The 23,902-nt window shown below is 66.7% G+C and carries 25 protein-coding genes and 1 tRNA gene; 8 read left to right on the top strand and 18 right to left on the bottom strand.

From position 1 onward, the window contains the following. Positions 1-22 precede the first annotated feature (22 nt). The 3 genes from ABZZ22_RS14265 to ABZZ22_RS14255 are packed head-to-tail and all read right to left on the bottom strand — an operon-like array spanning position 23 to position 1,669. Entirely contained in the window at positions 23-517 is a 495-nt protein-coding gene (locus ABZZ22_RS14265) for a DUF4247 domain-containing protein (RefSeq protein ID WP_354932359.1), read from the bottom strand. Then, positions 510-1,055, bottom strand: a complete 546-nt coding sequence (locus tag ABZZ22_RS14260; RefSeq protein ID WP_354932357.1) for a DUF2617 family protein — start codon at positions 1,053-1,055, stop codon at positions 510-512. The genes ABZZ22_RS14265 and ABZZ22_RS14260 overlap by 8 nt, the downstream gene beginning before the upstream one ends. Next, positions 1,052-1,669, bottom strand: coding sequence for a DUF4178 domain-containing protein (locus tag ABZZ22_RS14255; protein ID WP_354932355.1), 618 nt, complete (start codon positions 1,667-1,669; stop codon positions 1,052-1,054). Before ABZZ22_RS14255 ends, ABZZ22_RS14260 begins: the two co-directional genes overlap by 4 nt. A gap of 131 nt (positions 1,670-1,800) precedes the next feature. On the opposite strand from ABZZ22_RS14255, the gene tmk reads away from it, so the two are divergent. The 4 genes from tmk to ABZZ22_RS14235 all read left to right on the top strand — a co-directional run bounded on the left by tmk (position 1,801) and on the right by ABZZ22_RS14235 (position 5,888). After that, complete coding sequence (tmk, locus tag ABZZ22_RS14250; protein ID WP_354932353.1) at positions 1,801-2,451, top strand: dTMP kinase; 651 nt, start codon at positions 1,801-1,803, stop codon at positions 2,449-2,451. Next, positions 2,448-3,647, top strand: a complete 1,200-nt coding sequence (locus ABZZ22_RS14245; protein WP_354932351.1) for a DNA polymerase III subunit delta' — start codon at positions 2,448-2,450, stop codon at positions 3,645-3,647. Before tmk ends, ABZZ22_RS14245 begins: the two co-directional genes overlap by 4 nt. Beyond that, positions 3,644-5,155, top strand: a complete 1,512-nt coding sequence (locus tag ABZZ22_RS14240) for an alpha/beta hydrolase (RefSeq protein ID WP_354932349.1) — start codon at positions 3,644-3,646, stop codon at positions 5,153-5,155. The genes ABZZ22_RS14245 and ABZZ22_RS14240 overlap by 4 nt, the downstream gene beginning before the upstream one ends. A 130-nt stretch (positions 5,156-5,285) precedes the next feature. After that, positions 5,286-5,888, top strand: coding sequence for an excalibur calcium-binding domain-containing protein (locus tag ABZZ22_RS14235; protein WP_354932439.1), 603 nt, complete (start codon positions 5,286-5,288; stop codon positions 5,886-5,888). Positions 5,889-6,015: 127 nt separating this feature from the next. On the opposite strand, the gene ABZZ22_RS14230 is transcribed toward ABZZ22_RS14235, so the two are convergent. Beyond that, on the bottom strand, positions 6,016-6,942 hold the full coding sequence (locus tag ABZZ22_RS14230) for a LysR family transcriptional regulator (protein ID WP_354932347.1): 927 nt from the start codon (positions 6,940-6,942) through the stop codon (positions 6,016-6,018). A 300-nt stretch (positions 6,943-7,242) separates the two neighbouring features. On the opposite strand from ABZZ22_RS14230, the gene ABZZ22_RS14225 reads away from it, so the two are divergent. After that, a tRNA-Thr gene (locus ABZZ22_RS14225) sits at positions 7,243-7,315 on the top strand. A 61-nt stretch (positions 7,316-7,376) separates the two neighbouring features. Here the strand turns inward: ABZZ22_RS14225 and ABZZ22_RS14220 are convergent. From ABZZ22_RS14220 to ABZZ22_RS14160, 13 genes are all read right to left on the bottom strand, one after another. Then, positions 7,377-8,507, bottom strand: coding sequence for a site-specific integrase (locus ABZZ22_RS14220; protein WP_354932345.1), 1,131 nt, complete (start codon positions 8,505-8,507; stop codon positions 7,377-7,379). After that, positions 8,504-8,743 (bottom strand): helix-turn-helix domain-containing protein, encoded by a 240-nt coding sequence (locus tag ABZZ22_RS14215; protein WP_354932343.1) that lies wholly within the window; start codon positions 8,741-8,743, stop codon positions 8,504-8,506. Before ABZZ22_RS14215 ends, ABZZ22_RS14220 begins: the two co-directional genes overlap by 4 nt. Before the next feature lie 319 nt (positions 8,744-9,062). Next, positions 9,063-10,310 (bottom strand): DUF3631 domain-containing protein, encoded by a 1,248-nt coding sequence (locus ABZZ22_RS14210; RefSeq protein ID WP_354932341.1) that lies wholly within the window; start codon positions 10,308-10,310, stop codon positions 9,063-9,065. A gap of 47 nt (positions 10,311-10,357) precedes the next feature. After that, complete coding sequence (locus ABZZ22_RS14205) at positions 10,358-11,602, bottom strand: DNA cytosine methyltransferase (protein WP_354932339.1); 1,245 nt, start codon at positions 11,600-11,602, stop codon at positions 10,358-10,360. Next, positions 11,599-12,573: a bifunctional DNA primase/polymerase gene (locus ABZZ22_RS14200; RefSeq protein ID WP_354932337.1), complete on the bottom strand. Its 975-nt coding sequence runs from the start codon at positions 12,571-12,573 to the stop codon at positions 11,599-11,601. The genes ABZZ22_RS14205 and ABZZ22_RS14200 overlap by 4 nt, the downstream gene beginning before the upstream one ends. Continuing rightward, the gene (locus ABZZ22_RS14195; RefSeq protein WP_354932335.1) at positions 12,560-12,844 is read right to left on the bottom strand and encodes a hypothetical protein; all 285 of its coding nucleotides are present in this window, start codon (positions 12,842-12,844) and stop codon (positions 12,560-12,562) included. Before ABZZ22_RS14195 ends, ABZZ22_RS14200 begins: the two co-directional genes overlap by 14 nt. Beyond that, complete coding sequence (locus tag ABZZ22_RS14190) at positions 12,844-13,851, bottom strand: helix-turn-helix domain-containing protein (RefSeq protein ID WP_354932333.1); 1,008 nt, start codon at positions 13,849-13,851, stop codon at positions 12,844-12,846. Before ABZZ22_RS14190 ends, ABZZ22_RS14195 begins: the two co-directional genes overlap by 1 nt. A gap of 112 nt (positions 13,852-13,963) precedes the next feature. Further along, complete coding sequence (locus tag ABZZ22_RS14185) at positions 13,964-14,272, bottom strand: hypothetical protein (RefSeq protein WP_354932331.1); 309 nt, start codon at positions 14,270-14,272, stop codon at positions 13,964-13,966. 148 nt (positions 14,273-14,420) lie between these two features. Then, positions 14,421-16,652 carry an FtsK/SpoIIIE domain-containing protein gene (locus ABZZ22_RS14180; protein ID WP_354932329.1) on the bottom strand — a complete coding sequence of 744 codons (2,232 nt, stop codon included), beginning with the start codon at positions 16,650-16,652 and terminating at the stop codon, positions 14,421-14,423. After that, the gene (locus tag ABZZ22_RS14175) at positions 16,649-16,867 is read right to left on the bottom strand and encodes a hypothetical protein (RefSeq protein WP_354932327.1); all 219 of its coding nucleotides are present in this window, start codon (positions 16,865-16,867) and stop codon (positions 16,649-16,651) included. Before ABZZ22_RS14175 ends, ABZZ22_RS14180 begins: the two co-directional genes overlap by 4 nt. A gap of 27 nt (positions 16,868-16,894) precedes the next feature. Then, positions 16,895-17,140, bottom strand: coding sequence for a hypothetical protein (locus ABZZ22_RS14170; protein WP_354932325.1), 246 nt, complete (start codon positions 17,138-17,140; stop codon positions 16,895-16,897). A 103-nt stretch (positions 17,141-17,243) separates the two neighbouring features. Further along, positions 17,244-17,456: a hypothetical protein gene (locus ABZZ22_RS14165; RefSeq protein ID WP_354932323.1), complete on the bottom strand. Its 213-nt coding sequence runs from the start codon at positions 17,454-17,456 to the stop codon at positions 17,244-17,246. A gap of 21 nt (positions 17,457-17,477) precedes the next feature. Further along, positions 17,478-17,774 (bottom strand): DUF6284 family protein, encoded by a 297-nt coding sequence (locus tag ABZZ22_RS14160; protein ID WP_354932321.1) that lies wholly within the window; start codon positions 17,772-17,774, stop codon positions 17,478-17,480. 97 nt (positions 17,775-17,871) lie between these two features. Between ABZZ22_RS14160 and ABZZ22_RS14155 the strand changes: the two genes are divergently transcribed. Together ABZZ22_RS14155 and ABZZ22_RS14150 are read left to right on the top strand one after the other, a co-directional pair. Beyond that, a complete protein-coding gene (locus ABZZ22_RS14155) occupies positions 17,872-18,639 on the top strand; it encodes a GntR family transcriptional regulator (RefSeq protein ID WP_354932319.1) in 768 nt (255 codons plus the stop codon). Beyond that, positions 18,636-19,463: a protein phosphatase 2C domain-containing protein gene (locus ABZZ22_RS14150; protein ID WP_354932317.1), complete on the top strand. Its 828-nt coding sequence runs from the start codon at positions 18,636-18,638 to the stop codon at positions 19,461-19,463. The genes ABZZ22_RS14155 and ABZZ22_RS14150 overlap by 4 nt, the downstream gene beginning before the upstream one ends. A 200-nt stretch (positions 19,464-19,663) precedes the next feature. Here the strand turns inward: ABZZ22_RS14150 and ABZZ22_RS14145 are convergent, their stop codons facing one another. Next, positions 19,664-21,721, bottom strand: a complete 2,058-nt coding sequence (locus ABZZ22_RS14145; RefSeq protein WP_354932315.1) for an ATP-binding protein — start codon at positions 21,719-21,721, stop codon at positions 19,664-19,666. Between the two features lie 105 nt (positions 21,722-21,826). Here ABZZ22_RS14145 and ABZZ22_RS14140 point away from each other — a divergent pair, with 105 nt between their 5' ends. Beyond that, on the top strand, positions 21,827-22,873 hold the full coding sequence (locus ABZZ22_RS14140) for a DNA cytosine methyltransferase (protein ID WP_354932313.1): 1,047 nt from the start codon (positions 21,827-21,829) through the stop codon (positions 22,871-22,873). Positions 22,874-23,902 lie beyond the last annotated feature (1,029 nt).

Here is a 23,902-nt window from a genome sequence, read left to right as displayed (position 1 = left end):
TTCATCTCCAAGTCTGAGGTGGTCACTTGCCGGATCCGCTGCCGCCGCCGCGGAAGGAACCGCCGCTGCTGCCGCCACCGGTGTTGCGGCCGTAGAAGCTGCTCCAGCCCCACAGCCCGATCACCGTGGCGTGATTGCGATAGCCGCGGTCGTACTCGTAGAGGGTGATCGTCGACCCCGACGGATCCCGCGGCTCGACCACGACCAGCCAGTCGTCGTCGTAGCGCAGGTACTGGTTGGAGCCGTCAGCGCGGTTCTCGTCGGCGTCCGTGTCGGCCGCGATCTTGCTGGCGACCGAGGTCACGGTGCCGTCGTCCTCGAAGACGATCCCGGCATCGGTGTCGGGGTCGGTGCCGCTCACGTGGTCGAAGTTCTTGCGCAGGTACTTCTCGGGGCTGCTGTCGCCGCCCGAGGAGACGACGATCGCGATGATGAGGGCGATCACGACGCAGACGGCGACGATCGACCAGCCGATCAGCTTGCGGTTCGGGCCCCCGGAGGCATTCGGGTCAGACACGTGCGACCTCCTCAGGCCGGTAGCTGGTGGTGGTGGCGACGATCTCGCCGGTCTGTGGGTAGGTGTGCCAGGTGCGCCAGGTGATCTCCCCGGCCGACGTGCCGCCCACCCCGTCCAGAGCCAGGGCGGTCACCGCGTGCGGGTCGCCCGGGAAGTGCGCGACGACGGCATCCGTACGCCCGCTCAACCCCTCGACGAGCCGCGACGCCTCCGCGGCGAGCTCGTCGGGCCCCACCTCCCTCACGTGCGAGGCGAGACGGTAGCCGTCCGTCGAGTGCTCGGCGGCAAGCGGCGCGGCCTCGGCGAGCCCGCATGCGACGGTCTCGTGCAGGAGCGGACGGTCCGCGCTTCGCGCGGTTACTCCCTCGTCGCGGCGTACGACGACCTGGTGGCTGGCGCCCAGGACGCTCAGCGTGACGCTCACCCCACCCTCGAGCAGCACCGTCCGGGAAGCCAGCGGCGTGCACGGGACCGGCGCGAGGGTCCAGCGCAGGGTGTCGCCGCGTACGTCCACGAACGGGATGTCGAGAAGCGTCACTCGTCGTCCAGCGTCGCGGGCCGGTCGGTGGAGGGGTAGACGGTCAGCTCGAACGGCTGCAGCACCTCGCCGAGGGAGGGCTCCCAGTTGCTGCCCCACTTCTCGAAGCCGAGCAGTCTGCCGTCGACCGACTTGTAGTCGGCGTAGTCGGCCGACCCGGACGGCGCGGTGCCGGTCGCGCCGGTCGCGGTGAAGCTGGCCGTGCCCTTCTCCTGGAGCCGGTAGGCGACACCGCCGACGATGACGTCACGGTCACCCACTGCGCCCTGCTCGATGTCGCCGAGCGGGATCGCGTGCCACAGCGAGACCTCGAATCCCTCGTCGTCCTCGATCGAGAGCCACTTCTTGCCCTCGGCGTCGTCGAGCATGTGCTCGGTCCAGCGGTAGCCGTGCTCGTCGAAGTCGATCCGTCCGCGGACGAACCAGTTGTGGCCGAGGTATTCGATGACGTCGCCGTTGCGCACCTGGCGCAGCTGGTCGGAGGCGTGCTTGTGCTGGTCGCCGATGAAGTCGTCGGGCTCCTTCTGTGCCGTCGGCTGCTGCCGGCTCCTCCAGAGCAGGTAGGCCGCGACCGCGACGGCGGCCAGCAGCAGGACGATCAGGACGTAGATCACCGGAGACTCCTTGGTTGAGCGTGAGGACGACCCGAACCTTAACCCGGTGGTGCGGGCTTCGACAGCCTCAATCGCTCCACCGGCGGGCGGCGTACCTCAGGGTTGTCGGTCCCACCCCGTAGGTTTGCCTCGTGAGGTTTCCGGGTGTCTACGCAGAGCGCGGTGTCTTCGTCTGTTTCGAGGGTGGCGAGGGATCGGGCAAGTCGACCCAGTCCCGACTGCTCCACGAGGCGCTGACCGCCCGCGGCCACCGGGTCCTGCTGACCTTCGAGCCGGGAGACACGGCCGTAGGCAAGGACGTACGCCGCATCGTGCTGTCCCCCGAGACCGGCGATCTCGACGACCGGACCGAGGCGCTGTTGTTCGCTGCCGACAAGGCTGAGCACATCGAGTCGATGGTGCGCCCGGCGCTGGAGCGTGGCGAGGTGGTCGTCACCGATCGCTACGTCGACTCGATGCTGGCCTACCAGGGCGCCGGCCGGGTGCTGGACGCCGCGCAGCTCGAGGAGGTCGCGCGGTGGGCGACCGCCGACCTGCGGCCCCACCTGACCGTGCTGCTCGACCTGGATCCGGCGGCCGGGTTCACCCGGTTCGAGGAGCGCGACCGGATGGAGCAGGAGTCGGTGGAGTTCCACCAGCGGGTGCGCGAGGCGTTCGTCGCGCTCGCGAAACGAGATCCCGATCACTATCTGGTCCTGGACGCCCGCGCCCCGGTCGAGGAGATCCACGCGGCGGTGCTGGCGCGCCTCGAGCCCAAGCTCCGCCGGACGGTGAGCGCATGAGCGTCACCACCTCGGCCGGCCGGTCGGTCTGGGACAACCTCGTCGGCCAGCGCCACATCATCTCGACGTTGCAGACCGCCGCGACCGGCTCGACCGATGGCCTCGGGCGCAGCTTCGGCAAGGGGATGACCCAGTCCTGGCTCTTCACCGGGCCGCCAGGCTCCGGACGCTCCAACGTCGCGATCGCCTTCGCTGCGGCGCTCCAGTGCCCGAACGGCGGTTGCGGCCACTGCCATGAGTGCCACACGGTGCTCGCCGGGAGCCACGCCGACGTCAACCTGGTCCGCACCGAGAAGCTGACTCTCGGGGTCGATGAGATCCGCGATCTCGTGCGTCAGTCCGCCCTCTCCCCGGCTGGAAGCCGCTGGCAGATCCTGATCATCGAGGACGCCGACCGGCTCACCGACCAGGCCAACAACGCGCTGCTCAAGGCGGTCGAGGAGCCCGGCGCCCGCACGGTGTGGATGCTCTGCGCGCCGACGGTCGAGGACGTCCTCCCGACCATCCGGTCCCGGTGCCGCCTGGTCACCCTGACAACGCCGACGACCCCCGACGTGTCGGCCTTCCTGCAGCGTACGCTCGGGGTCGACGAGGCGCGCGGCGCCTACGCGGCGCGCGCGAGCCAGGGCCACATCGGCCGGGCCAAGGCGCTGGCCCGCGACGACGACACCCGGCGGCGACGCGAGCAGGTGGTCGCCTATCCGACCCGGCTGACCACCCTCGCAGACGCGCTCAGGGCCGCCGGCGAGCTCGCCGCGGTGTCGAAGGAGGAGGCCGACGCGGTCACCGCCGACCTCGACGCGAAGGAGAAGGCCGACCTCGACGCGGGCTATGGCGTGGTCGACCGAGGGCGTCGCCCGCGTGAATACGGTCCCGCGCTGGCCGCGCTCGAGAAGGATCAGAAGCGCCGGGCCACCCGCCGCCACCGCGACGTGATCGACCGGGGCCTGATGGACCTGGTCTCGATCTATCGCGACGCGATCACCTTGGCCGCCGGCGCTCCTGTGGCGCTGGTCAACGAGGAGCACCGACGCGAGATCGAGCAGCTCGTCGAGCGCTCCACGCCCGAGATCAACCTGCAGCGCATCAGTGCGATCTTCGAAGCCCGAGAGCAGCTGCTGGAGTTCAACGTGCAGCCCCAGTTGGTCCTGGAAGCCATGATGGTGGCGCTGTTGCCACCCGGAGGAGATCAGTGAAACCCCAAGTCGTGATCGCCCTGACCGCCCTGGCCGTGCTCACCGCTGGCTGTGGTGCCGGCGGCGGCACCCCCGACGCCGACCGGGTGAGCCCGAGCGCATCGGCGACCGCGGCCCCGTCCGAAGGTTTGCAGTCCTTCTACAGCCAGAAGCTCGACTGGAAGAAGTGCAACGGTGCTTTCGAGTGCGCGACCCTCGAGGTCCCGCTCGACTACTCCGAACCGACCGGCCGCACCATCGACGTCGCGGTGATCAAGGACCCGGCCAACAAGAAGAAGATCGGCTCCCTGGCGATCAACCCGGGTGGCCCGGGCGGTTCGGGCATCGACTACGCCCTCTACAACAACCAGTCCTTCGGATCCAAGGTCCGCGACTCCTACGACATCGTCGGGTTCGACCCGCGTGGTGTCGGGCAGAGCACCCCGGTCGACTGCCTCCCCGACGACGCCTTGGACGCCTACATCGCCGTCGACCCCGACCCCGACGACCTCGCCGAGGAGAAGGCCTACGTCGGCACCGGCGTGGAGATGGCCAACGGCTGCGCCAAGCAGAAGGACGGGATCTCCGCCCACGTCAGCACCGTCGAGGCGGCCCGCGACATGGACGTACTGCGGGCGGCCCTGGGTGAGGACCAGCTCGACTACTTCGGCGCCTCCTACGGGACCCAGCTCGGCTCGACCTACGCCGAGCTCTACCCCGACCGCGTCGGCCGCTTCGTGCTCGACGGTGCGATCGCCCCCGGACTGAGCGTGATCGACTCCAACCTGGCGCAGGCGAAGGGCTTCGAGGTCGCGCTCCGCTCCTATGTCGAGAGCTGCGTCGATGAGGGCAGCTGCTTCCTCGGCGACTCCGTCGACGAGGGCGTCGAGCGGGTTCAGAAGCTGTTGGCCGACATCGACGCCGAGCCGCTGCCGGCAGGTGACCGCGAGCTGACTGCCGGCAACGCCCTCTACGGCCTGATCACCCCGCTCTACGTCGAGTCTTACTGGCCCTACCTCACCGACGCCCTCCAGGCGGCGCTGAAGGGCGACGGCTCCCAGCTGATGAACCTCTCGGACCAGTACGCCGGGCGTGACCCCGAGGCCGGCTACATCAACAACACGATGGAGGCCAACTGGGCGATCAACTGCCTCGACGACTCCTCCGGCCTCACCCCGGCAGAGGTACGCAAGCAGCTGCCCGCCTTCGAGAAGGCCGCTCCCACCTTCGGCGCCGCCCTCGCCTGGATGCTCACCGGCTGCGCCGCGGAGAAGTTCGAGGCCACCGAGCCCGAGCCGGAGATCGACGCCGAGGGCTCCAACCCGATCGTCGTCATCGGCACCACCCGTGACCCGGCCACCCCCTACGAGTGGGCCGAGGACCTCGCGGAGGCACTCGACTCCGGCGTACTCGTCTCCCGTGACGGCGACGGCCACACCGGCTACATGCAGGGCAACGGCTGCGTGGACGACGCCATCGACGACTACCTCGTCGACGGCAAGGTCCCCGAAGACGGCTTGGAGTGCTGACGCCGCAGAACTAGCGGATATACCCCATCTCGGGTGGGTTCTCGTCGTGACGCCCCGGTTGATCTCTCTGGCCAAGAGGATCTCAACCGCAAGCCGTCACCACGAGAAGAAGGGTCACGCCTACGTGATCATGCACCAGCGAATCCGTTCGACGACGAAGGTCTTCGCTGCCACCGCAGTCGCCGCCTTGGCGATCGCGGTAGCCCCCGTCATCAATCAGCCCGCCGCCCACGCCGCCACGCCCCCAGGGACCGTCGCCAAGGTGGTCACCAAGGTCGTCAAGGTCTCCGCCAACAGGTACGGGACGAGGTCATACCGCCCCGTCGGCAAGTTGACCGCCGGCGGCCGCGCGGTCAAGGGCAAGCGCATCCATCTGCAGAAGAAGGCCAGCGGCCGCTGGACCAACGTGGCCTCCTGTGTCACGAACCGCTACGGCAAGTGCGCCGTGATCGTGACCCCGAAGGTCAGCCGCTATTTCCGCTGGAAGTTCGCCGGCGACGCCAACCGACGGGCCGACGTGTCCGCGTCGTTCTACCTGAAGAAGCGAGGCGGCACGACCACGACATCAGGCCTGGACTACACGTACCGGAATGGCGTGAAGGTATACAACGCGACCAGCGGCAACGACCTCGACTGCGGCCAGATCCCGTCGTACAAGAAGCCGGTACGGGTCAACAACAGCTCCGACCCGTGGCGTCTCGACCGGGACAACGACGGCTACGGCTGCGAATGAGCTTGTCCGTTCGTCAAGGTATGCAGGGGAAAGCTCACATCCCCAGCGGAGTTCCGCGCGGGATGTAGGCCTTTGCCTGCATACCCTTCGACAAGCTCAGGACACCGCCTTGATGGAGGACCGGCCTCTATCGCCGGTGGACGGGGTCCGCGATGGCCTGGATCCGCTTGGTGGCCAGCTCGATCATCAGGGTGGCGGCGGGGGAGAGGGTGGCGTCGTTGCGGTGGACGATGGCGAAGGTGTCGTACGTCCGGGGTCGCAGTGACACCCAACCGGCTTTCGGTGCCAGCCGGGGGAGCAGCTGTTCGGCTGCTCCCTTGGCGATGACGCTGTCGGCGTATCCCATCCCCACGAGTTCGACGGCCGTCTCGATGTCCTCCACCTCGATCCGACTGGGCGGGTTGCGCCCGGTCTCGTGGAGCAGGTTGCGGATGGTGACTCGGGTGGGGTCCTCGGAGCTCCAGCTCGTGTCGGACATGACCAGTGTTGCCAGCGAGAGCCGGTGCGCAGTGACCGGCGTGGCCAGGTGGGCCGGATCCGCCGAGATGTAGACGAGCTCGTCGCGAGCGACAGGTGTGACCTTCAGCCCCGGGCCGGAGACGCTGCCGACGAGCAGCATCGCCGCTTCGAGCCGTCCGCGGCGCAGGTCGTCCTGGACCTCGGTGGAGTTCTGCCCGATCAGCTCGACTCGCACGCCCGGATATCGGTCGAGCACGTCGGCCACCAGCCCGGCCCCGCCATAGAGTCGTGCGATCCCGAACATTCCGAATCGGATCGTTCCGGTCTCGAACTGTTTCACGGCCTGCACGGCCTTGCGGGCTTCTTCTGCGGCCCCGACCGCGCGCTCCGCGTGCGGTCGCAGCTCGTCGGCCACCCCCGTCGGAACCACCCCGCGCCCGACGCGTCGGAAGAGCTGGACGCCGAGCGTACGCTCCAGGCTTCTGACCTGCTCCGAGATGGACGGCTGCGCATAACCGAGCTCCTCGGCCGCCGCGGTCAGCGAGCCATGCTCGTAGACCGCGAGGAACACGCGGAGCTGGTGCAGCGACAACATAGAGACATCCTATGTCTTTTAAAGGAAAGATCGTCTACCTCTATGAGTCGTCACCGGTCATCCTTGAATCACCACCACTGTGTCCGCAGTCGGTGGCAGATCCATGTTCACAGGGGAGCAGAGCAACAATGAAGCACGGCGTACGCCGCTTGGGCCGCCTCATCGGCAAGGGCAAGCCCACCCGCATGACCATCGAGCAGCAGGTCGACGCGCACCGGTTTAGTATCGAGCGCGCAGTCTCGGTACACTCGTCCGGTCCGCTCAGCCAAACCCGCTTCATGCGGTAACGGATGACGGTGCGCCGCCTTAGCTCAGTCGGTAGAGCGTCTCACTCGTAATGAGAAGGTCGTCGGTTCGATTCCGACAGGCGGCTCCGACAGAAACCCCCGTCTGACCAGCCAGAACACGGCAGGAAAGACGGGGGTTCTTCGTGTCTAGGGCTGCCGTTTCGGTGACGATTCCCCCCGGATTCCCCCCGCGCCGTTCAGACGGGCCAATCCAGTCTCGTCGGCGACGGTTCCGAGGTGGTGCAAGTAGATGTTCGTCGTGGCGATCGACGCATGTCCCATCCAGGCCTGCACCGTCGTTGCGGGGACGCCCTTTGCGAGCCACAGGCAGGCAGCGGTGTGGCGCAGATCGTGAATCCGCCGGCCGTGGGAGATCAGCTCCCAGTCGACGGCGCGCTTGACGGCGCTCACGTGCAGTCGATGACCGGTGGCGGTCACGAAGACCAGATCTCGGCTCGTGCGCCCGGCCATGAGTTTCATGACGGTGGGGAGTACCCGATCGGCGAGCGGGACGAACCTCGACTTACCCGACTTGGTCCGTTTGGCCTCGCCGCCTTCAGGGGCAGCGCGCCGCACATAGATGCCCGGAATCGGCTGCAGCGCGATGTCGCTAACCCTCACCTCGCGCAGTTCAGACCACCGAAGCCCGGTCCATCCCGCGACCAACAGAATGTCCGCGAGCCGCGCCAGGTCGCGGGCCCTGTCCGTGGCGCGGATCAGGCTCACCGAATCGCGGGAGGCGAGCTGGGCGGCGTCAGCGACGAGCGTTTCTAATTCTGCCTCGCTGAACGGCTGCATCTCCGTCGCGACCTCGCTCGCTTTAGGCACTCTGGTTGGGGTTACAGGGTTGTGCTGGACCATGCGCTCGCGCACGGCCCAGGCGAAGAACGACGCCAGCGAGGCGCGGTATCGCTTGACCGACTTCTCGGCGAGCCCGCGACGGCGCAGGGACACCAGCGCGCGTGAGACCTCGCGTTCGGTGACGCTGCCGATCTGAAGGGCCGCGAGTGACGTCGGGGTGAGCCGTACGACCGCTGCATCGGCAACGTACGTCTTGGGAGCGACGGTGGTCTTGCGCTCCTCCAGCCACATCGGCAGAGCCTTACGCACGGTCACCTGTCCAGCGCGACGGTCGAACCCGCCCGCGAGCGCCGCACGCTCGCGGGTGAGCCAGTCGACAGCCTCGCGACGCGTATCGAACATCTTCGTTCCGATGTCGGCACGTCCCTGCTTCAGGCGGGCCTGCCATCGGCCGTTCGGCATCTTTCGGACGTTCACGCGGCCACCTCCTCAAGCCAGGCCAGGACGTCACTACGGCGGTAGCGGGGGGAGTCCGGGGAAAGCCAGTAGACCCGTGGGCCCTTGCCGGTCGCTCGCCAGCGGCAGAGAGTCGAAGGGGTGACCTTCAGGGCTTCCGCCACCTCCCGCGACGTCCAAAGGATCGGGAGGGAATCGGTGATGTCCTCTCGCGAATCAGCGACGGTCAGGTGGTCGCGGCGGGTGTGCTTGCTCATCGCTTGGCCTCCGATGCACAGGTCGAGTGAGTGGGTGATCCGTCGTGGTTGGCGAGCTGTAGGCGGCAGGTTGGGAGGGGGTGAGCCGTACCAGCCGTACCAGCCGTACCAACGGCGTGTTTCGGCTGGTCAGATGCTGTTTTGGGGTGGTACGGCTTTGGTACGGCTGGTACGGCTTGGGGATCTTGGTACGGCTTTGGTACGGGTCGATTTTTCAAGCCGTACCACCTGAAATCTGGATCTGACCTGGGGAAACAGTGTCTTGGTACGGCTGGTACGGCTGGTACGGCTTGGGGCCGTAGAACCGTGGTCGCTGTTGTCATCGACCGACCTCCGGATCGCACGTCGGGTGGGTGTGGCTGCCGTCGTCGTGGGCCAACGGTTGGCGGCAGACCAGGCAGGTCGAGACGAGGAGCTGTGACTCTGCGGCGGGGGCGCAGTAGCGGGCCCACGCGTCGGCGAACGCGGTGCGCTGGTAGCCCTTGGCCTGTCCGGTGTCGAAGCGGATGGTGTCGGAGCGGATGTCGAAGTCACGCAGCAGGAACCCGAGCTTCATCGCGGTCAGCCCGTTGTTCTGGTAGGTCGCCCACGGGGCCTCGATATCGGCCTTGAGGCGCTCCAGGAGCACGGCGGTGGGCAGCGCCTCGGAGTCACCGAACGCGGCGCGGCAGTCGGTCAGCAGGCGCGTTTGCAGGGTGGTCTGTGCGTTGGCGTCGCGGGTCTCGGTCAGGGTGACGCAGGCTTCGCGAGCGAGGTCGGGCCAGGGGCCTCCGGCGAGGTCGGCGATGGCGAGGAGGGGTTCCCAGGTGTCGGCGGCGCGGTCCTCAACCGGCATCTCGGGAGTGGCGGTGCCGAGGTGATCCAGGTGCGCCCTAACCCACTGGTTCAGCCGGTTGCGGAGGTTGTCCAGGGCTGGACCATCACGGCGGGTTCGGTACGGCGCGACGGACTCACCCGGCGCGCGTCGGCGCATCCGGATGACGATGGCGCGGTCCTCGATGGTGTCAGGCATCGCGCCGATCCCCGCGAGAGCTGCCATGGCGAAGGTCTGGATGCGCTCCACGCTCGAGTTGGCAGCGTTGTAGCGGAGGGCGGGACGGTTGCGCTGGTGGCCAGCGTTGAGCAGGCCGCGCAGGTCCTCGTTCTCTCCGGCCTTGGGTCCGAAGACGGTGTCGGCCTCGTCGAGCAGGATGGTGGGCGGGTTCTTCGTCTTCATCCCGATCGAGCGGTACACCGCCGAGGGGGAGGCGTTCACGGTGAGTAGCGGGTCGTGGCACATCGCCTCGACGAGGTCGAGCAGCCTCGACTTGCCGCACCGCTTCTCCGGGGCTCGGATGACCAGGCGGGCAGCGTGGGCCCAGGCGGGCACGGCGTGGGTGGCCGCAATCCAGAGCACCACTCCAGTGGCGGAGTGCTCGTCGGGGAGGATGACGTACCGGGCGAGCGCCTCGCGGACTTCGTTGAGCAGCAACTCTCCGGCGTCAGCGTCGAAGTCTGCCGGGGTGAGGGCCTGGGTCTGACCGCCTTGGTCCTGGTCGCTGGTCGCGGTGCTGGTGGTGCTGGCCATGCTGGTCTCCTCCGAGTCGGGTGCGGGCTGGACGGGTTGGTCGGGGATCACGCGGCAAGCTCGGTCCGAGCCGTGCAGACGGCGTTGGCGGTCTCCGCGCTGGGCACGGTGCGTCCGGCGATGGCGGCGAGGACGTGAGCAGCGAATAGGGGCGGGATGGCGTTGCCGACCTGCTCGTACTGCTTGGACTTGGATCCCTGCCAGCGGTAGTCGGGTGGGAAGGACTGCAGCACGCCTGCCTCGGCGACGGAGACCGTCACGGGGCGTCCGGTGATCCACTGTTGGCTTGGTCGAATAACCCACTGGGTGCCCGCTTTCCCGGTCAGTGTCGGGGCGGGCCGAGTGACCGGGACGGTCACGGTCGGGGCCATAGATCCGCCTGCTGCCTTGCTGTTGGTCCGTCGATCGACGACGTAGTCGCGCAGCCGCCTGCGGTACTCGGCGTTCGCGAAGGGCTCGGCCCCGCCGGCGGCGGTACCGCCGGAGGAGACGGTGCAGGAGGGCTCGTCCTCCCAGCCCCAGCCGAGGGCGTCAGCCATGCACACCCACTTGCGCAGCGAGTCACCGAACAAGTCATCATCCTGAGGGTGCTCGGCATGGGTCGGCGGCGGCGGGGCGATGGCCCGGGTGCGGTGCGCGCCGAAGATGGCACGGCGGCGGGTCTGGGGAACGCCGTAGTCGGCGGCGTTGAGGACCAGGGCGAAGCAGGACCAGCCCTGGGCGCGCAGCTCGTGCTTGTAGACCTGCCACAGCGGCAGCACCTCGGGGACCTGCTCCAGCGCGACCCACTCGGGGTCAAGCTCGACGATGCGGCGGGCGGGCTCCAGCACCAGGGCGGCGATCTTGGCGTCTTCCTGGGCCTTCTCGGCGACCTTCTCGAGCTCCAAGGGAGCTTTGCGTTTGGCGTTGCCGCGCTGGGCCTCGGCGAGGGCGACGGGGAAGATCGCGTCACGGGTACGGGTCCGTACGGTCGCTGGGTCCTGCCCGCGCAGGATGTCTCGGATGCCATCGGCCAGCGGGTCCAGCACCAAGCGGCCGACGCCGGATCCGGCCATCGAGAACAAGGTGCAGGACGGCGAGGAGACGAGTCCTCGGCCCCGGGCCCATGCGGGGCTGGGGTGGGTGGTGACGTCGGCGGTCTCTCGTTCGTGTCCGGCGGCCTGGGCGGTCTGGCAGGCGGCGTGGTCGTGGTCGACACCGAACAGGCGCAGCCCGATCAGGCGCGCTCCCTGGTCCCAGCCTCCGGGGCCGGCGAAGTCGTCGAGCGCGTCGTAGTGGTCGCTGGTGCTCATGCGGCGCTCCTCGAGGTGTTCGGGATGCGGGGGTTACGGGCGCCAGTGGCGAACCCGGAGCGGATGGTGGAGTCGACCTCGCCAGGGGTGCAGCGGCAGCCACCGGCCATCAGGACGTGGGCGGCATCGGTCAGGGCGTCGTAGGCGGTGTGCTCGGCCAGGGCTCCGCCGGCGACGAGCTGACCGAGAGCGACGGCGGCACAGAACAGGGTGTGGTTGTGCTCGCCCGGCATCGCCTCGGCGACCTTGCGAACCTCACCGCTAACCGCGGCGGCGACGTAGGCCGGAACGCGCTCAGGGCGGGCATCCAAGCGCTTTGGGGCAGCGGGCGGGGCGGTGCGCCGCTGTTGGCTGAGGAGGTCGAGCAGGAACCACGGCAGGGGCGCGGGCGGCCGGTCATCGGTCACCACGTACGAGCTCGAACCGAGGACGGTGGGGGCAGCGACGACGTAGCCGCCGTGGGCGCGGGTGTCGACCAGCCAGCCGATTGTCCCGGCGGTGTTGCCGTACCGGACACCCTCGGGGGCGGTGTAGTACAGGTGGGTCCCGCCCGAGGGCGTACGCACGGTGAAGGTGGGGGTGATGGTGCCGCCGTGGGCTCCGGCGAGGTGGTCGAGGACGTCTTCGCCGGTCCGGATCCCGAAGCGGTTCCAAGGTTCAGGGATGTCGGTGTCGGGCTTGTGGGTGTCGAGGTCGACCACGACGAGTCCGGAGGGTCCGGTGGCGATCCCGAGGCCGTAGGCGGGGCTGTCGACGGTGCTGGACCAGGCGCGGCGGATCCGGGTGATGTCGGTGGTGGCGCGGGCGTCCCAACCGGTGTGACTGTTGCGGCAACGCGGGTCAGTGCCGGTGCAGTCGCGCTCGCGGTGGTTGGGCCGCGCCGGCCGCTTGGTGCCGGGCAGCAGCGGGAAGATGCGCCAGCCACGGGCGGCGTAGTCCAGGGCGATGTTAAGGGTGTCAGGCTGCGTCATTGGTCTGTCCTTCCTCGGTGTCGTGCTGGTCGTCGTGCTGGTTGTTGTGCGGGTGGTGCCGGTCGGGGCGGGCGAGGGCGACCATGAAGCCCTGCAAGGTGGGTCGCGGGTGCGCGGCGGCGTACTCCTCGAGTTCGGTTGCGTAGCCCAGGGATTCGGCCTCAGCTGCGAGGAACCAGGCGTGAGCTGCGGCGTAGAACTCGCTGGTGATCAGGTCGCGCCACCAGTGGCGGCGACGCTGCACGTAGCGGCGACGTACACGACGGCTCATCACGCACCCGCGGCCTTGCTGTTGGCCCAGCGGTAGACGGTCCGCTCGGTGACCTTGAGCAGGGCAGCGACCTCGGCCACGGGCAGCCCGGCAGAGCGCATCTCGATCGCGGCGCAGGCAGAATGGACCTGGTCACCGTCGTCCTCGTTCAGCGCCTCGTCGCAGATGGCGCACAGGCCGGTGCGGCCCTCGGCGTCGTCGTCCTCGTCGTACATGTCAGGGATGACAGTCAGCATCGGAGCGGCACCGACAGCGGGCGCAGAAGCGGCGATCGCGTCGGGCTCGTCGTCAGGGTCGGTGTCACCCTCGATGTCAGCTTCGTTGTCAGGGTTGGCGGCCGACTGCCGACCGATCAGCTCGCGATAGGCGACCGCTCCGGCGGCGTGCTTCTCAGCGGAGGTCGTGAGGCGCTTGGCGGCCTTGTTCTCGGCGCGCTCAACGGTCACCTTGATCTCGGCCAGAGCGTGAGTGCGGGCAGCAAGCCGGGCCGACTCGCGGTAGCCGGTGATGGTCTCCATGTGGGCCTCGTGGCGCGCCTCGATTACGGCTAGGGCGCGCTGGTCGCGGATCTCGGCGGTTCGGGCTCGGATGATCGCGGCGGTCTCGGCCGAGACGGTCACCTGGTCACGGATCCCGTCCGCGACCAGCAGCAGCGCGGCCAGCGCCGGAATCGCGCTCCACGGGCCCATGTGACCGACAGCGGCCAGCAGGACCGTAGAGACGGCCACAGCCACCGCCGTAGCGGCACCGAAGCCGTAAGCGGCGGCCCGCTGGCCGGACTTGTAGGCCTGGATCGTGGTGTGGCCGAGAGCGGCCCATACGACGTCGGCGGCCAGGGCGACGGCCACGCCGACAGCGGGAGCAGCGGCGCCGGCGGAGGGGATCATCGCGGCCACCTGCGGGGCGATCGTCACGGCGACCTGCACGAACCCGACGAAGGTCATGCCGTAGCCGACAGAAGCGAGGCCGGAGGGGCGGCCGAAGCGGGGAGTAGCAGCGGTGTTCATGGCGATTCTCTTTCCGTGTCTTGGAGGCTGTTTTTGCTGGTCAGATGGGCGTTTTAGGCATGGGTCGGGTAGGGACCTGGGCTACTGAGGGCCCGGAGAGCGAGGCGGAGGGTTACCAGCCGGGGCGCTGGGGCGGCTGGTTCGGGTCGCGCTGGGGCGGCAGGGTTGTGGTGGTGGCCTCGGTGTGGATCCGCTTGGCGTGGTTGTAGAGCGCGCGCCCGGTGCGGAGGCGGGTGCCGGTGCCTCGGCAGGTGCGGCAGGCTCGGAGCTTGCGGAACACGGTTCCGGTGGTGCGGGAGCCGGTGCCTTGGCAACGGCGGCAGGGCTTGAACGGGAGTTCGCGGCATATGGTGGCGTAGATCCCAGTGGCCAGCGTGATGAGCACGGCGGCCGCGAGGGTAGCGACGGTGAGCGGTGTCATGGAATCTGTCTCCTGGGTTGGTTTCTGGTGGTCTCGGGGAGGTTCGCTACCCGCTACCTTCGAACGTCTGTGCTGGTCAGGGCTGGGTTTGGTGGTAGCGGGGTGGGTAGCGAGGTCGCTACCGGGTGGTGGGCCGCTACCTCCGGCGCTACCCCTCCTTTTCGATGTCTGTCGGGGCCTCGCTCGCGGTGTCGTTCTGGGCCTCGTCGCGGTCGGCGCGCAGCTTGTTGAGGTCGGCGCGGCGGTAGCCCTTGCGGACGGTGCCGGCGATCTTGACGTCGACCGAGGCGAGTCCGGCGGTGCGTGCCATGTCGGACAGAGCGTCAGCGCTCAGGTGGGTGTAGGCCTCGGGCCAGGACTCGGTGAGGGCCTCGGCGGCGCTGGACCAGTGTTGGCCGTTGGAGGCGGCGACCTCGGTCAGGTCCGCGAGCAGGTCCCGGGCCGGAGCCGTCTCGATCGGAGCACCGACCGCGACGCCGCCGCGCAGGGAGGTGGCGCGGGCGACCATGTCGGCCCAGACCTCCTCGGCGGGGAACTGGGAGCGGGCAGCGACCGGGGACGCGCCACCGGTCATGCAGCCCCATCCGGCATCGAACACGGGCCGGTAGACGGTGCCGGTCAGCCCGCGCTTGTAGGCGCCGGTGCCGAGGATCATGTCGTTCTCGACCTGGCCAGCGACCGAGAGGCACCAGCGGTTGGTGACACAGCGGGTGATGCCCGGGGGCAGCGAGGCCTTGTCGGGGATCTGGGTCGCCAGGATCACGCAGATACCGAGAGCACGCAGACGCTTGATCGCACGCTCGAAGTCAGAGGCGGCGTCTGGGGAGTGCAGGAACAGCTCGTGGGCCTCATCGATGACCACACACACCGGGTGCAGGCCAGAACCGGGCTTGGCAGCCAGCTCGGGGGTGACCTTGCCCTGAGGAGCCTCACCGCGCTTGCGGGCGGCCAGGATCCGCTTCCCGCGCTTCTCGGCCTCGACCACCAGCCACCGCCCGATCGATGCTCCCTGGTCCAGCGCTTCATCATCGACCCCGACGACGTAGGTCGAGCACAAGGGCTCAAGGTCGAGGAAGTCACCGGTCCCCTTAAATTCGGCGATCTTGAGCTCACAGTTCGGGTCGAGCATCGCGATCGCGATCAGCGCACGGGCCGCATAGGACTTACCCGAACCGGGCTGGCCACCGATCAGGTACGAGCGCTGAAACAGGGTCGTCTCGATCGGGCGGGAGCGCTCGTCACTGCCGAACTCGGCAGGCTCGAAGAACGACGTACGCGCGTTCTCGGCAGCCAGCGACCAGGTCGGCTGTCCCATCTCTGAGGCGGGCTTGTAGCCCACCCACAGGTCGAGCTGTCCGGGGTGGTCGGGCCCGGCCGACGGCCAGACCTGGTCGACCGGGATCCGCAGCGCCGAGGCCAGGCCGTCGCGGCGTTCGAGCACCTTCACCGCGGTGACACCCTCGGGCAGGTTGACCCGGGCCAGCCAGCCAGGGCCGTCGCGGTGGATGCCGGGGTGACAGAACTCGATCTGCTCAGGGGTGGTGATGCCGCGTACGGCCAGCGAGACCAGGGAGTTGCGGACCAGGTCACCGGTCAGCTTGGTGAACCGGCGACCCGTCGCGACCCGGCCGAGGATCGGCTTGTCAGCCGGTCGGCCGGCGCGGGCGGTGACCACGATCAGTGCGGCGAGGGCGGCCCACAGAACCGGCGCCAGGAGGCCAGTCACGGCCAGGATGGCGATCACGATCAGGGTGGCGGCGGTGGCGATCGCGAGACCCCACATGCGGCCCCGGGCTTCACGCTCCCGGATCTTGTTCAGGGCCTGCCAGGTGTAGGCGTCGTTGGTCTCGGCGGCCTTCTGTCGCAGCTCGTAGTTGCCCTCCTCGGCACGCACCCACCGGGTGACCTTCCCGGTCATCCGGCCGAAACCGATGACCGAGTAGCCCAGCGTCTTCACGGTGTAGACCGGGGTGCGGACCGCGTGGAACGCGGTGTGATAGCTCGCAGCCGACACGGCCTGACGCGCCGCGGCCTTGCAAGCCTCAGCAGAGCGCAGCCACGGCGGGATGATCGGCGCACGCTCACCAGCGGCCCGGTCAGGGGCGGCCCAGGTGAACGTGGAGGGCAGGTCGACCGGTTCGCCCGACTCGGCGGACTCGGTGGACTCGACAGACTCGGTGTCGTCGTCCTGGTCGCTCTCGGTGAACGGGGTGGTGGTGTCGATCTGGTCGACCACGGCCAGGACCGTGCCCTCGAACACGTCGACGCGCTCAGCGTCCTCGTAGTCGGTCTGGTCGGCCTCGGCGAGGCCGATCCGGTTCTCGAACAGAGCGGCCGGGCTATCCGGTGCGGTCCCGTTCATCGGGTAGTAGTCAGTCATCGTCGAGTCCTTCCGTTGGTCTGGGTCATCAGGTGGGTCAGGCGGTGATGCACGATCGCGAGCAACCGGCGCTTAGCCATCGACGGGTCGATCTGTTCGGCATCGAGCAGCGCGAGAACGGCGGCCAGACCCCGGACCAGCAGCCCGGTGCGCTCCCGTTCCGCGTGCAACTCGCGGCGAAGCTGCTCGCAGGACTGGCACGGCTCGTCCGTCATGGCGCGTCATGTCTCCTCAGATCTCGATCAGTGCTGCTGGTCCAGTGCGGCCAGGCAGCCGGCGCACATCGGTGCGTGCGGGTTCCGGACCCGGGCCTCCGGCTGGCGGCTAGTCAGGGCATCGCCACGGGAGGAGATCTCCTCCTCGCACAGGAGGACGACGCCGGTTCGGGTTGGCCGCTCCTCGATGTGGATCTCGGCACCGGGGGTCCGCAGCCGCCACAGCGTCAGCAGCTCCGGCCCGTCCTCGCGGGGGCTCTCGTCGGTGGTCATGACCGCTCCTCGGGGGAGGAGGTGTCCTTGCGGTCCTTGAGGACGGAATAGATCCACTCGGCGATCAGCACGACGCAGCCGAGGACCAGGAGCGCGGTAGCCATCAGAGACCCGCCTTGATGGCGTCGGAGATGCCCTGAACAACGGCGTTGGATCCGGCCTCTAAGCCCTGGATCATCGGCGGGCCGATGAGCGTGGAAGCCAGCGCGATCCCGAACAAGATGTTCACGATGGTGGCGGCGATGGTCGACGCGGTGCCCTTGGTCATGAAGAAAGCGATGACGCCCAGGATGAGGACGAGGGGTGCAGTAACCATGACGAGGTTCCTTCCCGAGATTCAGGCGGCCTCGGCCGGGTCGGCCGGGCCAAAGTTGGTGAGCATGTAGACAGGCGCGGCCTTGGCCGCGTCGTGGTTGGCCTGCTGAACCAGCAGATGCAGGAGCGCGCTCACCGCCCGGCGATGGGCCCGCTTGGCGAGCACGTCGGCCGGATCGGCGAGTAGGCGGCACTCGGCGTCGACCAGGTCGCGCTCAGCTGAGATCTGCGGCCACTCAGCCTCAATGGCGTCGAGGTCGGCCTGCGTCGGCCCCTCGGCAGCCGTTCGCGTAGTGCGTGGTTCGTGCGCATGGTTCATCTGAACTCCTCCAATGTCACCTATCTAGTTAGGTGGATAGGTGGACCGTAGCACGGCCGTTCCTCACTTGACTAGATATGTGTGAGAAAGTTTCAGAGTGGCCATTGATCAGTCAGACCCGAAGTCACCCGCGCAACAGATCGCGGACCATCTGCGTGCAGCGATCCGCTCCGGCGATCTCGCCCCGGGCGATCGTGTGCCGTCGACATCGCAACTCATGGAGACGTACGGCGTCGCCTACCAGACCGCTAGGAACGCAATCGACGCGCTCAAGGGAGAGGGCCTCGTAGAGACCCGCAAGGGGGCTGGCGCGTTCGTGCGGCAGCTTCCGCCGATGATCCGTCTCGGGTCAGATCGCTACTCCCGCGCGGTCCGCGACGGGGGCAAGGCTCCGTTCCAGGCCGAGGCGGAAACGGCTGGTCTGACCTGGACTCAGGAGATCCTCGCGCTCGAAACCGTGCCTGCGCCAGCCTGGGTAGCCGAGTGGTTCGATATTTCTGCTGGCACCGAGGTTTTCGCGCGTCGGCGTCGGACGCTGCTGGAAGGGGTACCCACCCAACTCGGGGACAGCTACTACCGCCTGGAGGTGGTCGAGGGCACCGCAATCATGCAGGAAGACACCGGCCCGGGAGGGGGATACGCGCGCCTAGAGGAGTGCGGCCACAAGTTGACGAAGTTTCGGGAGGAACTCGCCTCACGGCAGCCGACACCGGAGGAGGTAAGTGCGCTCCACCTGTCGAGGGGCACCACAGTCGTGGAACTGCACCGCATTGCCTTCACTGAGGCCGGCCCCGTCGAGGTCTTCCGGTCCATCCTGGCGGGAGACCGTCATACCTTCGCTTACGAATTCGAGGCTCCAGCGTGACCAGCACCGACACAACCGCAGATGCATTCGGACTAGACGCACGGTCCTATTCCGAGGCTTCCCCAGACCATCCAGTTAACGAGGACTTTGTCCTGGTCGGCCAGAACTTCGCGGTGGTGCTTGATGGTGCGTCGCCCGTAACGGGCCTCGACACCGGATGCATCCACGACGTGCCGTGGCTGGTCCGAACTCTCGCCGGACAACTGCTTGTGCGGCTGACGACATCGGACGACAGCCTCGGCGACATTCTCACCGACGCGATCGAGGGCGTGAACTGCGCGCACGCGAGCACATGCGACCTGTCGAACCCGAACAGCCCGTCGAGCACCGTTGCGATGCTTCGCAGGCGTAGCCAGGAGATCGACTACCTGGTCCTGGCGGACTCGCCAATCGCGATCCAGCGAAACGACGGCACAGTCACCGCGATCACCGATGACAGGATTGATCACCTCCCGGACTATTCCGTCGCGGGAATCAGCAAGCTTCGGAACTCCCCTGACGGATTTTGGGTCGCCAGTACGCGCCCGGAAGCGGGGGGTATGGCCGTCGCCGGCACGCTAGATCTAAACGACGGCGGGCCGGTCCAACAGATCCGGGCGGCGGCACTTCTCACCGATGGTGCTGCCACGCTTGTGGAGCGCCACGGTGGTGAGTGGGCCGACACGATGCGCCTCCTCGAGATAGGACCCCGAGAACTGATCGGACACGTTCGCACTGTCGATGAAAGCGGCACTGGGAAGTTTCGCGGTAAGCGCCACGATGATGCGACCGCCGTTCTATGCATGTTCCCCACTAATGCTTATCGCGCCGCCAAGGCCGATTGAGTGCCAAGGCTGATTGCATCGCCAACGGTGAAACTATCCGCCACCTAGGCCGACTCGTGGTCAAATTGGAGTTGCAGGGTTGCTGGCGTGTCGGAACCAACTGGCTTGATGCGACTTACGCCGCGCCAGAGATACGATCCGGCAAAGAGTGACATCAATGTATGAAGTGACGAGCGGATAGGTGACACGGGGGAAGCTGGTTAATCTTCGTCGTCCTCGATGAGCATCTTCTGCGCCAGGTCGTGGGCGTCCAGAAATTGGGCGTGTGCGTCGCTGGCCGTCGAGATGAAGTCGTACCAAGTCTTACGAATAACCAGCCCTTCCTTCTCCGCTGATTTGTAGGCTCTCTTCGCAGTTGGATCTTTGATATCGACGGCGTCGGCAATTAGGTCGATTACCCAGCCTTCTGAAAATGCGCCGGAAATTTCCTTGTGGCGTTCGAAGAATTCCTCGAATGCGTCGATGTAATTTTGTAGTCGAATGTAGTCCGGGTGAGCGAACTTGTGATTCGGCTTCTTCAGCTCCACGATGTGCAGCTGCCGGCCAAGATGTACGGCCGTGAAGTCGGGCCGCTTCTTCTCGTACGCGATTGCAATATCGAGATCCTGGCCGTACTGAGTCTTGAAGAAAACCGTGAACCTGTCCCGGAACGTCTTGAGGGACTGGTTCTCGCTGATGACTGACCAATCGGGCCGGATCAGCCATGGCGCACGTGCGATTAGGTTCTGCAAGTTTTCCTCTACGACATCTGGATTGTCGATTACCTTCCGAAGTTCGTTGATCGCATCTACTCGCTGCTGTGCAATCTGCGCGTAGCTTGCCAACTCGGCTGTGCGCGTGTGGGCGAAGAGTGGCACGAGTTCGTCGATGGTCTTGTCTTCCAGCTTTGAAATCGCTTGAAAGGATCGGATGAGCGCCTGGTGTGGGCCGACCATAAGGACAAGGTCTACCAACTCATCAACATAATCTTGGTCCGCTAATTCATCCTCTTGGGCCATGCCGCCGATTTTCTTACCAAAATCCAGGACGGCGTCCACAACTGCTCTGTTTTCGCCATAGCGCTCGTGAGCCCGCCGTTCGAGGTTCGAGTTCTTGAGAAAAGTCTCAACCTTCGACTTGCGACGAGGGCCTGCTGACTTCTTAGCGATCTCCTTTACCAAGGTCGCGCCCCACGCTCGGAGGGCCTCGCCGTAGTCGGAATCCCACAGAATTCCCTGCCTGTCGGTGCGTACGAGGTCTTCCTCATCGTCATCGTCGAGCCACTCGGCATGGATCTCCCCGACGAGATACGAACGCATAGTGAACTCGCCAGTGAATCCGGCTGGCTGTTCAAAGTCACGTGTCGTTGCGACGATCTTCCCGCGGGCGTAGATGCGAACGCCCGCCTCCTCTTCGTCCCTGATCGCGTTTTTCCCAAAGCCGAGCCATCCAGTTACCGACAGGTGCCGGTCGCCGAAAGGGACCGGCCGTGCGCTCAGGTCGATCTTTGTTGCATCGTTGATGTCGACCTGGAACTTCGGGATGGTGAAGTCTTTGTTCTCGGGAATAATGCTGTCGCGGGAATTGTGAATGTGGATCGTGAAATCTTCCTTCGCCAGCGCGAACCGCCGTGCGACTTGCCGCGTAAAGGTCGCCACGTCCGGCACCCGCTTTGGCAGAAAGACCGACAGCGTGATTGTGGTCCCATGCGTGTCCGACCAAGTCCGGTCATCGGGGCCGGCGTCGATGGCAACCTCGCCCTCTTCGTCTGTAAGGATTGAGTCGAAGTCAAGGGTAAAGTGACTGACGCGGTACCCCTCGTCGGTCTTATCGCCTCCGGCAGATCTCACCTCAATCTGCTTGCAGATCCCAAACGGCGCCAATTTCCCGATGCCTTTGCGGCCCATAACCGGCCGCAACTTCTGTCGCGACTTAGCGCCAGCCGCCGCTCGCGTACGCCGATCGGATCCGACCACGAGGAAATACCTCTGCGCCTCCACCGGCGTCATGCCGTGGCCGTTGTCAGCGACCACAACCTTGTACTCGCTGTCGGTGATGCTGCCGTCCTCTTCCTTCTTGGCCAAGGCAGTGCCAAGCGGCAGGGTCACGTGGACTTCCTCGGCGTCTGCGTCATACGAGTTCGCGATCAGCTCGGCCACCACGGCGCTCGCCTTGTCGTAGAGCTTGACGCCCAACTTGTCCACCGTGAGCCGAGACAAGCGCATGCTGTACGCGGACCCCTGGTTGTTGGCTACGGTTGTCTCTGTTGCCTCGGTCACAGCGACCACGGTAGGGGCATTGGTGCTGCTCCGTAGTGCAAATCGCCCTCGTCGACCAGGTGGATCTACCGCGCGGCTGGCAGCGTTCACCGCTAGGATTCCCTCATGACGCGGACCGCCTTGGACTTGTATGCAGGGGCCGGGGGCGCCACCGAGGGATTGCGATCCGCTGGGTTTGATGTCGTCGGGGCCATCGAGAACGACCCTGACGCGGCCGCGTCCTACAGGCTCAACCACCCGGACGTTCGGCTCTGGGACGCGGACATCCGCAAGGTGCCAGCGAGCCATGTTCTGCGGGCTCTGGACCTCAAGCCTGGAGACCTGACGCTGCTGAAGGCGTGCCCGCCTTGTCAAGGGTTCTCCTCGATGGCGGAAGGGCGGGTAACCGTCAACGAAGAGCAGAACGATCTCGTTCTGCACACCATCCGCTTTGTTCGGGCGCTTCGGCCGCAGTCCGTACTGCTGGAGAATGTGCCAGGCCTTGGCCGCGACGCACGCGCGAGGCGCCTGGTGGGTGCCCTAACGGATCTGGGGTACGCCAGCAAGCAGTACAAGGTGAACGCAGTCGAGTTTGGCGTTCCACAACGACGGAAGCGACTCATCATCCTCGCTGCCCGGGGTCTTCGATCGCGCTTGCCCGAGAGCCTCTCGTCAGTCGGCCTCGACGGGGATCTCGCCCCCGATCTGTCTGTCCGGACGGCCTTTCAGCAGTTGGCGGACGAACTGGTTCCGGGCGACCCGCTCGACCGCTCTCGCAGGCTTAGTGAAACCGTGGCCCGTCGTGTCGAAGCGGTGCCGATTGGCGGGTCGAGGTTCGACCTGCCGCGGGAGCTGCAACTCGACTGTCACGTGCGACTCGGGGCGCGGAGCCGCTCAGCAGCGAGCTCATACGGTCGTCTCCGACTTGACCAGCCTGCACCCACGATGACGACTCGTTGTACGACACCAGCTTGCGGCTCGTTCATCCATCCCACGGAGAACCGGGGCATCACGCTGCGCGAAGCCGCCACGTTGCAGACATTCCCGGCGACGTACCAGTTTGCCGGGGGGTATGGCGCAATCGAGCGGCAGATCGGGAACGCTGTTCCGGTCCGTATGGCCAAGGCTCTGGGGGGCGTTGTGTTGAGCCTTGTCGGTCAACACCGCCCCTGACGCGCTGCCTCACGATTTTGGAACGACCAATCCGCAGCACTTTGGGCAGATTGGGCTTCCAACGGCCAGTCCCTTTGTCACACTGGCGGCATGCCGACTCCGGAATGGCCAGCTGGGACCGTGTTCCGTGCTCGCCAGCACGCCGCGGTCGTCTTACGACGTGAGCACGGATGGACATTCTCTGTGCTCTTGGGTGACGGAACGTCTGAGCACGACGCCATCATCGAAGACACCCTCGATCTATCCGACGACGCATCACTGGAGCACGCACAGGTAGCCGTGGTCGACATCGTCCGACGGGGAACCGGGCTGACTGTCACGGCTAGATGGAACCCGCGGGCACGACCTCGAGCCGATGTCGATGATCCGATCGGCCAGCCAGAGAAGTGGGACGCGACCCTCAAGCTGCATCCGTAGGCCAACCGACTGCACAGTGTCTTAAGGTCGCTGCTCTAGCAGCGCCAGGTGCTGAGACCGAGCAGCTGCCAGCCGTCGGGGATCCGTGTACATGGCATCGCGTGCCTCGTCGTAGAGCCAGCGGGTCACGGGTGATCTCTTCGCGTCGACCGGTCGTCGGGGTTAGGCCATTGGCCAGGCCGAGAAGCTGCATTTGCTTCTGGTCGACGCCGCCGTTTCGTTCTGCCCTGATGCCAGACCACGCGGGGGATGTGTTCCCCCCCGATTCCCCCCGAGGGCGTAATGCGGTGCAACAGATGCAACGTCTGATGCCGTGCGTAAGCGCATGATGCTGGGCGGACATGCCCTCGTAATGAGAAGGTCGTCGGTTCGATTCCGACAGGCGGCTCAGTGTGATGTCTCAGGACATCGGCATAACCCGAACCCACTGTTGTGGGTTCGGGTTTATTGCTTTTGGGGGCGGGGTGGTCGTCCGGTGCCGTGGTAGTCGCGGGCGGGGTCGATGGTGAGTTCGCGGAGGATCTCGCCGGTGGCGGCGTTGAGGATGCGTACGTCGAGGTCTTGGACGAGGAGCAGGATGTCGGTTCCGGTGTGGGTTCGTCCGATGCCGAT

Origin of the sequence: Nocardioides sp. NPDC006273, assembly GCF_040613495.1 — a bacterium.
In the GTDB taxonomy this organism is placed as follows: domain Bacteria; phylum Actinomycetota; class Actinomycetes; order Propionibacteriales; family Nocardioidaceae; genus Nocardioides.
The sequence above is the reverse complement of the archived record's forward strand: the minus strand, read 5'-3'. Positions and strand labels throughout refer to the sequence as shown.

Bases quoted from the DNA above. Each gene is read 5' to 3' on its own strand.
- ABZZ22_RS14200 (WP_354932337.1), bottom strand. From the start codon at position 12,573: ATGACGCAGCCTGACACCCTTAACATCGCCCTGGACTACGCCGCCCGT.
- ABZZ22_RS14235 (WP_354932439.1), top strand. From the start codon at position 5,286: ATGCACCAGCGAATCCGTTCGACGACGAAGGTCTTCGCTGCCACCGCA.
- ABZZ22_RS14185 (WP_354932331.1), bottom strand. From the start codon at position 14,272: ATGACACCGCTCACCGTCGCTACCCTCGCGGCCGCCGTGCTCATCACG.
- ABZZ22_RS14175 (WP_354932327.1), bottom strand. From the start codon at position 16,867: ATGACGGACGAGCCGTGCCAGTCCTGCGAGCAGCTTCGCCGCGAGTTG.
- ABZZ22_RS14180 (WP_354932329.1), bottom strand. From the start codon at position 16,652: ATGACTGACTACTACCCGATGAACGGGACCGCACCGGATAGCCCGGCC.
- ABZZ22_RS14190 (WP_354932333.1), bottom strand. From the start codon at position 13,851: ATGAACACCGCTGCTACTCCCCGCTTCGGCCGCCCCTCCGGCCTCGCT.
- ABZZ22_RS14160 (WP_354932321.1), bottom strand. From the start codon at position 17,774: ATGAACCATGCGCACGAACCACGCACTACGCGAACGGCTGCCGAGGGG.
- ABZZ22_RS14205 (WP_354932339.1), bottom strand. From the start codon at position 11,602: ATGAGCACCAGCGACCACTACGACGCGCTCGACGACTTCGCCGGCCCC.
- ABZZ22_RS14140 (WP_354932313.1), top strand. From the start codon at position 21,827: ATGACGCGGACCGCCTTGGACTTGTATGCAGGGGCCGGGGGCGCCACC.
- ABZZ22_RS14210 (WP_354932341.1), bottom strand. From the start codon at position 10,310: ATGGCCAGCACCACCAGCACCGCGACCAGCGACCAGGACCAAGGCGGT.
- ABZZ22_RS14195 (WP_354932335.1), bottom strand. From the start codon at position 12,844: ATGAGCCGTCGTGTACGTCGCCGCTACGTGCAGCGTCGCCGCCACTGG.
- ABZZ22_RS14245 (WP_354932351.1), top strand. From the start codon at position 2,448: ATGAGCGTCACCACCTCGGCCGGCCGGTCGGTCTGGGACAACCTCGTC.
- ABZZ22_RS14170 (WP_354932325.1), bottom strand. From the start codon at position 17,140: ATGACCACCGACGAGAGCCCCCGCGAGGACGGGCCGGAGCTGCTGACG.
- ABZZ22_RS14165 (WP_354932323.1), bottom strand. From the start codon at position 17,456: ATGGTTACTGCACCCCTCGTCCTCATCCTGGGCGTCATCGCTTTCTTC.
- ABZZ22_RS14230 (WP_354932347.1), bottom strand. From the start codon at position 6,942: ATGTTGTCGCTGCACCAGCTCCGCGTGTTCCTCGCGGTCTACGAGCAT.
- ABZZ22_RS14215 (WP_354932343.1), bottom strand. From the start codon at position 8,743: ATGAGCAAGCACACCCGCCGCGACCACCTGACCGTCGCTGATTCGCGA.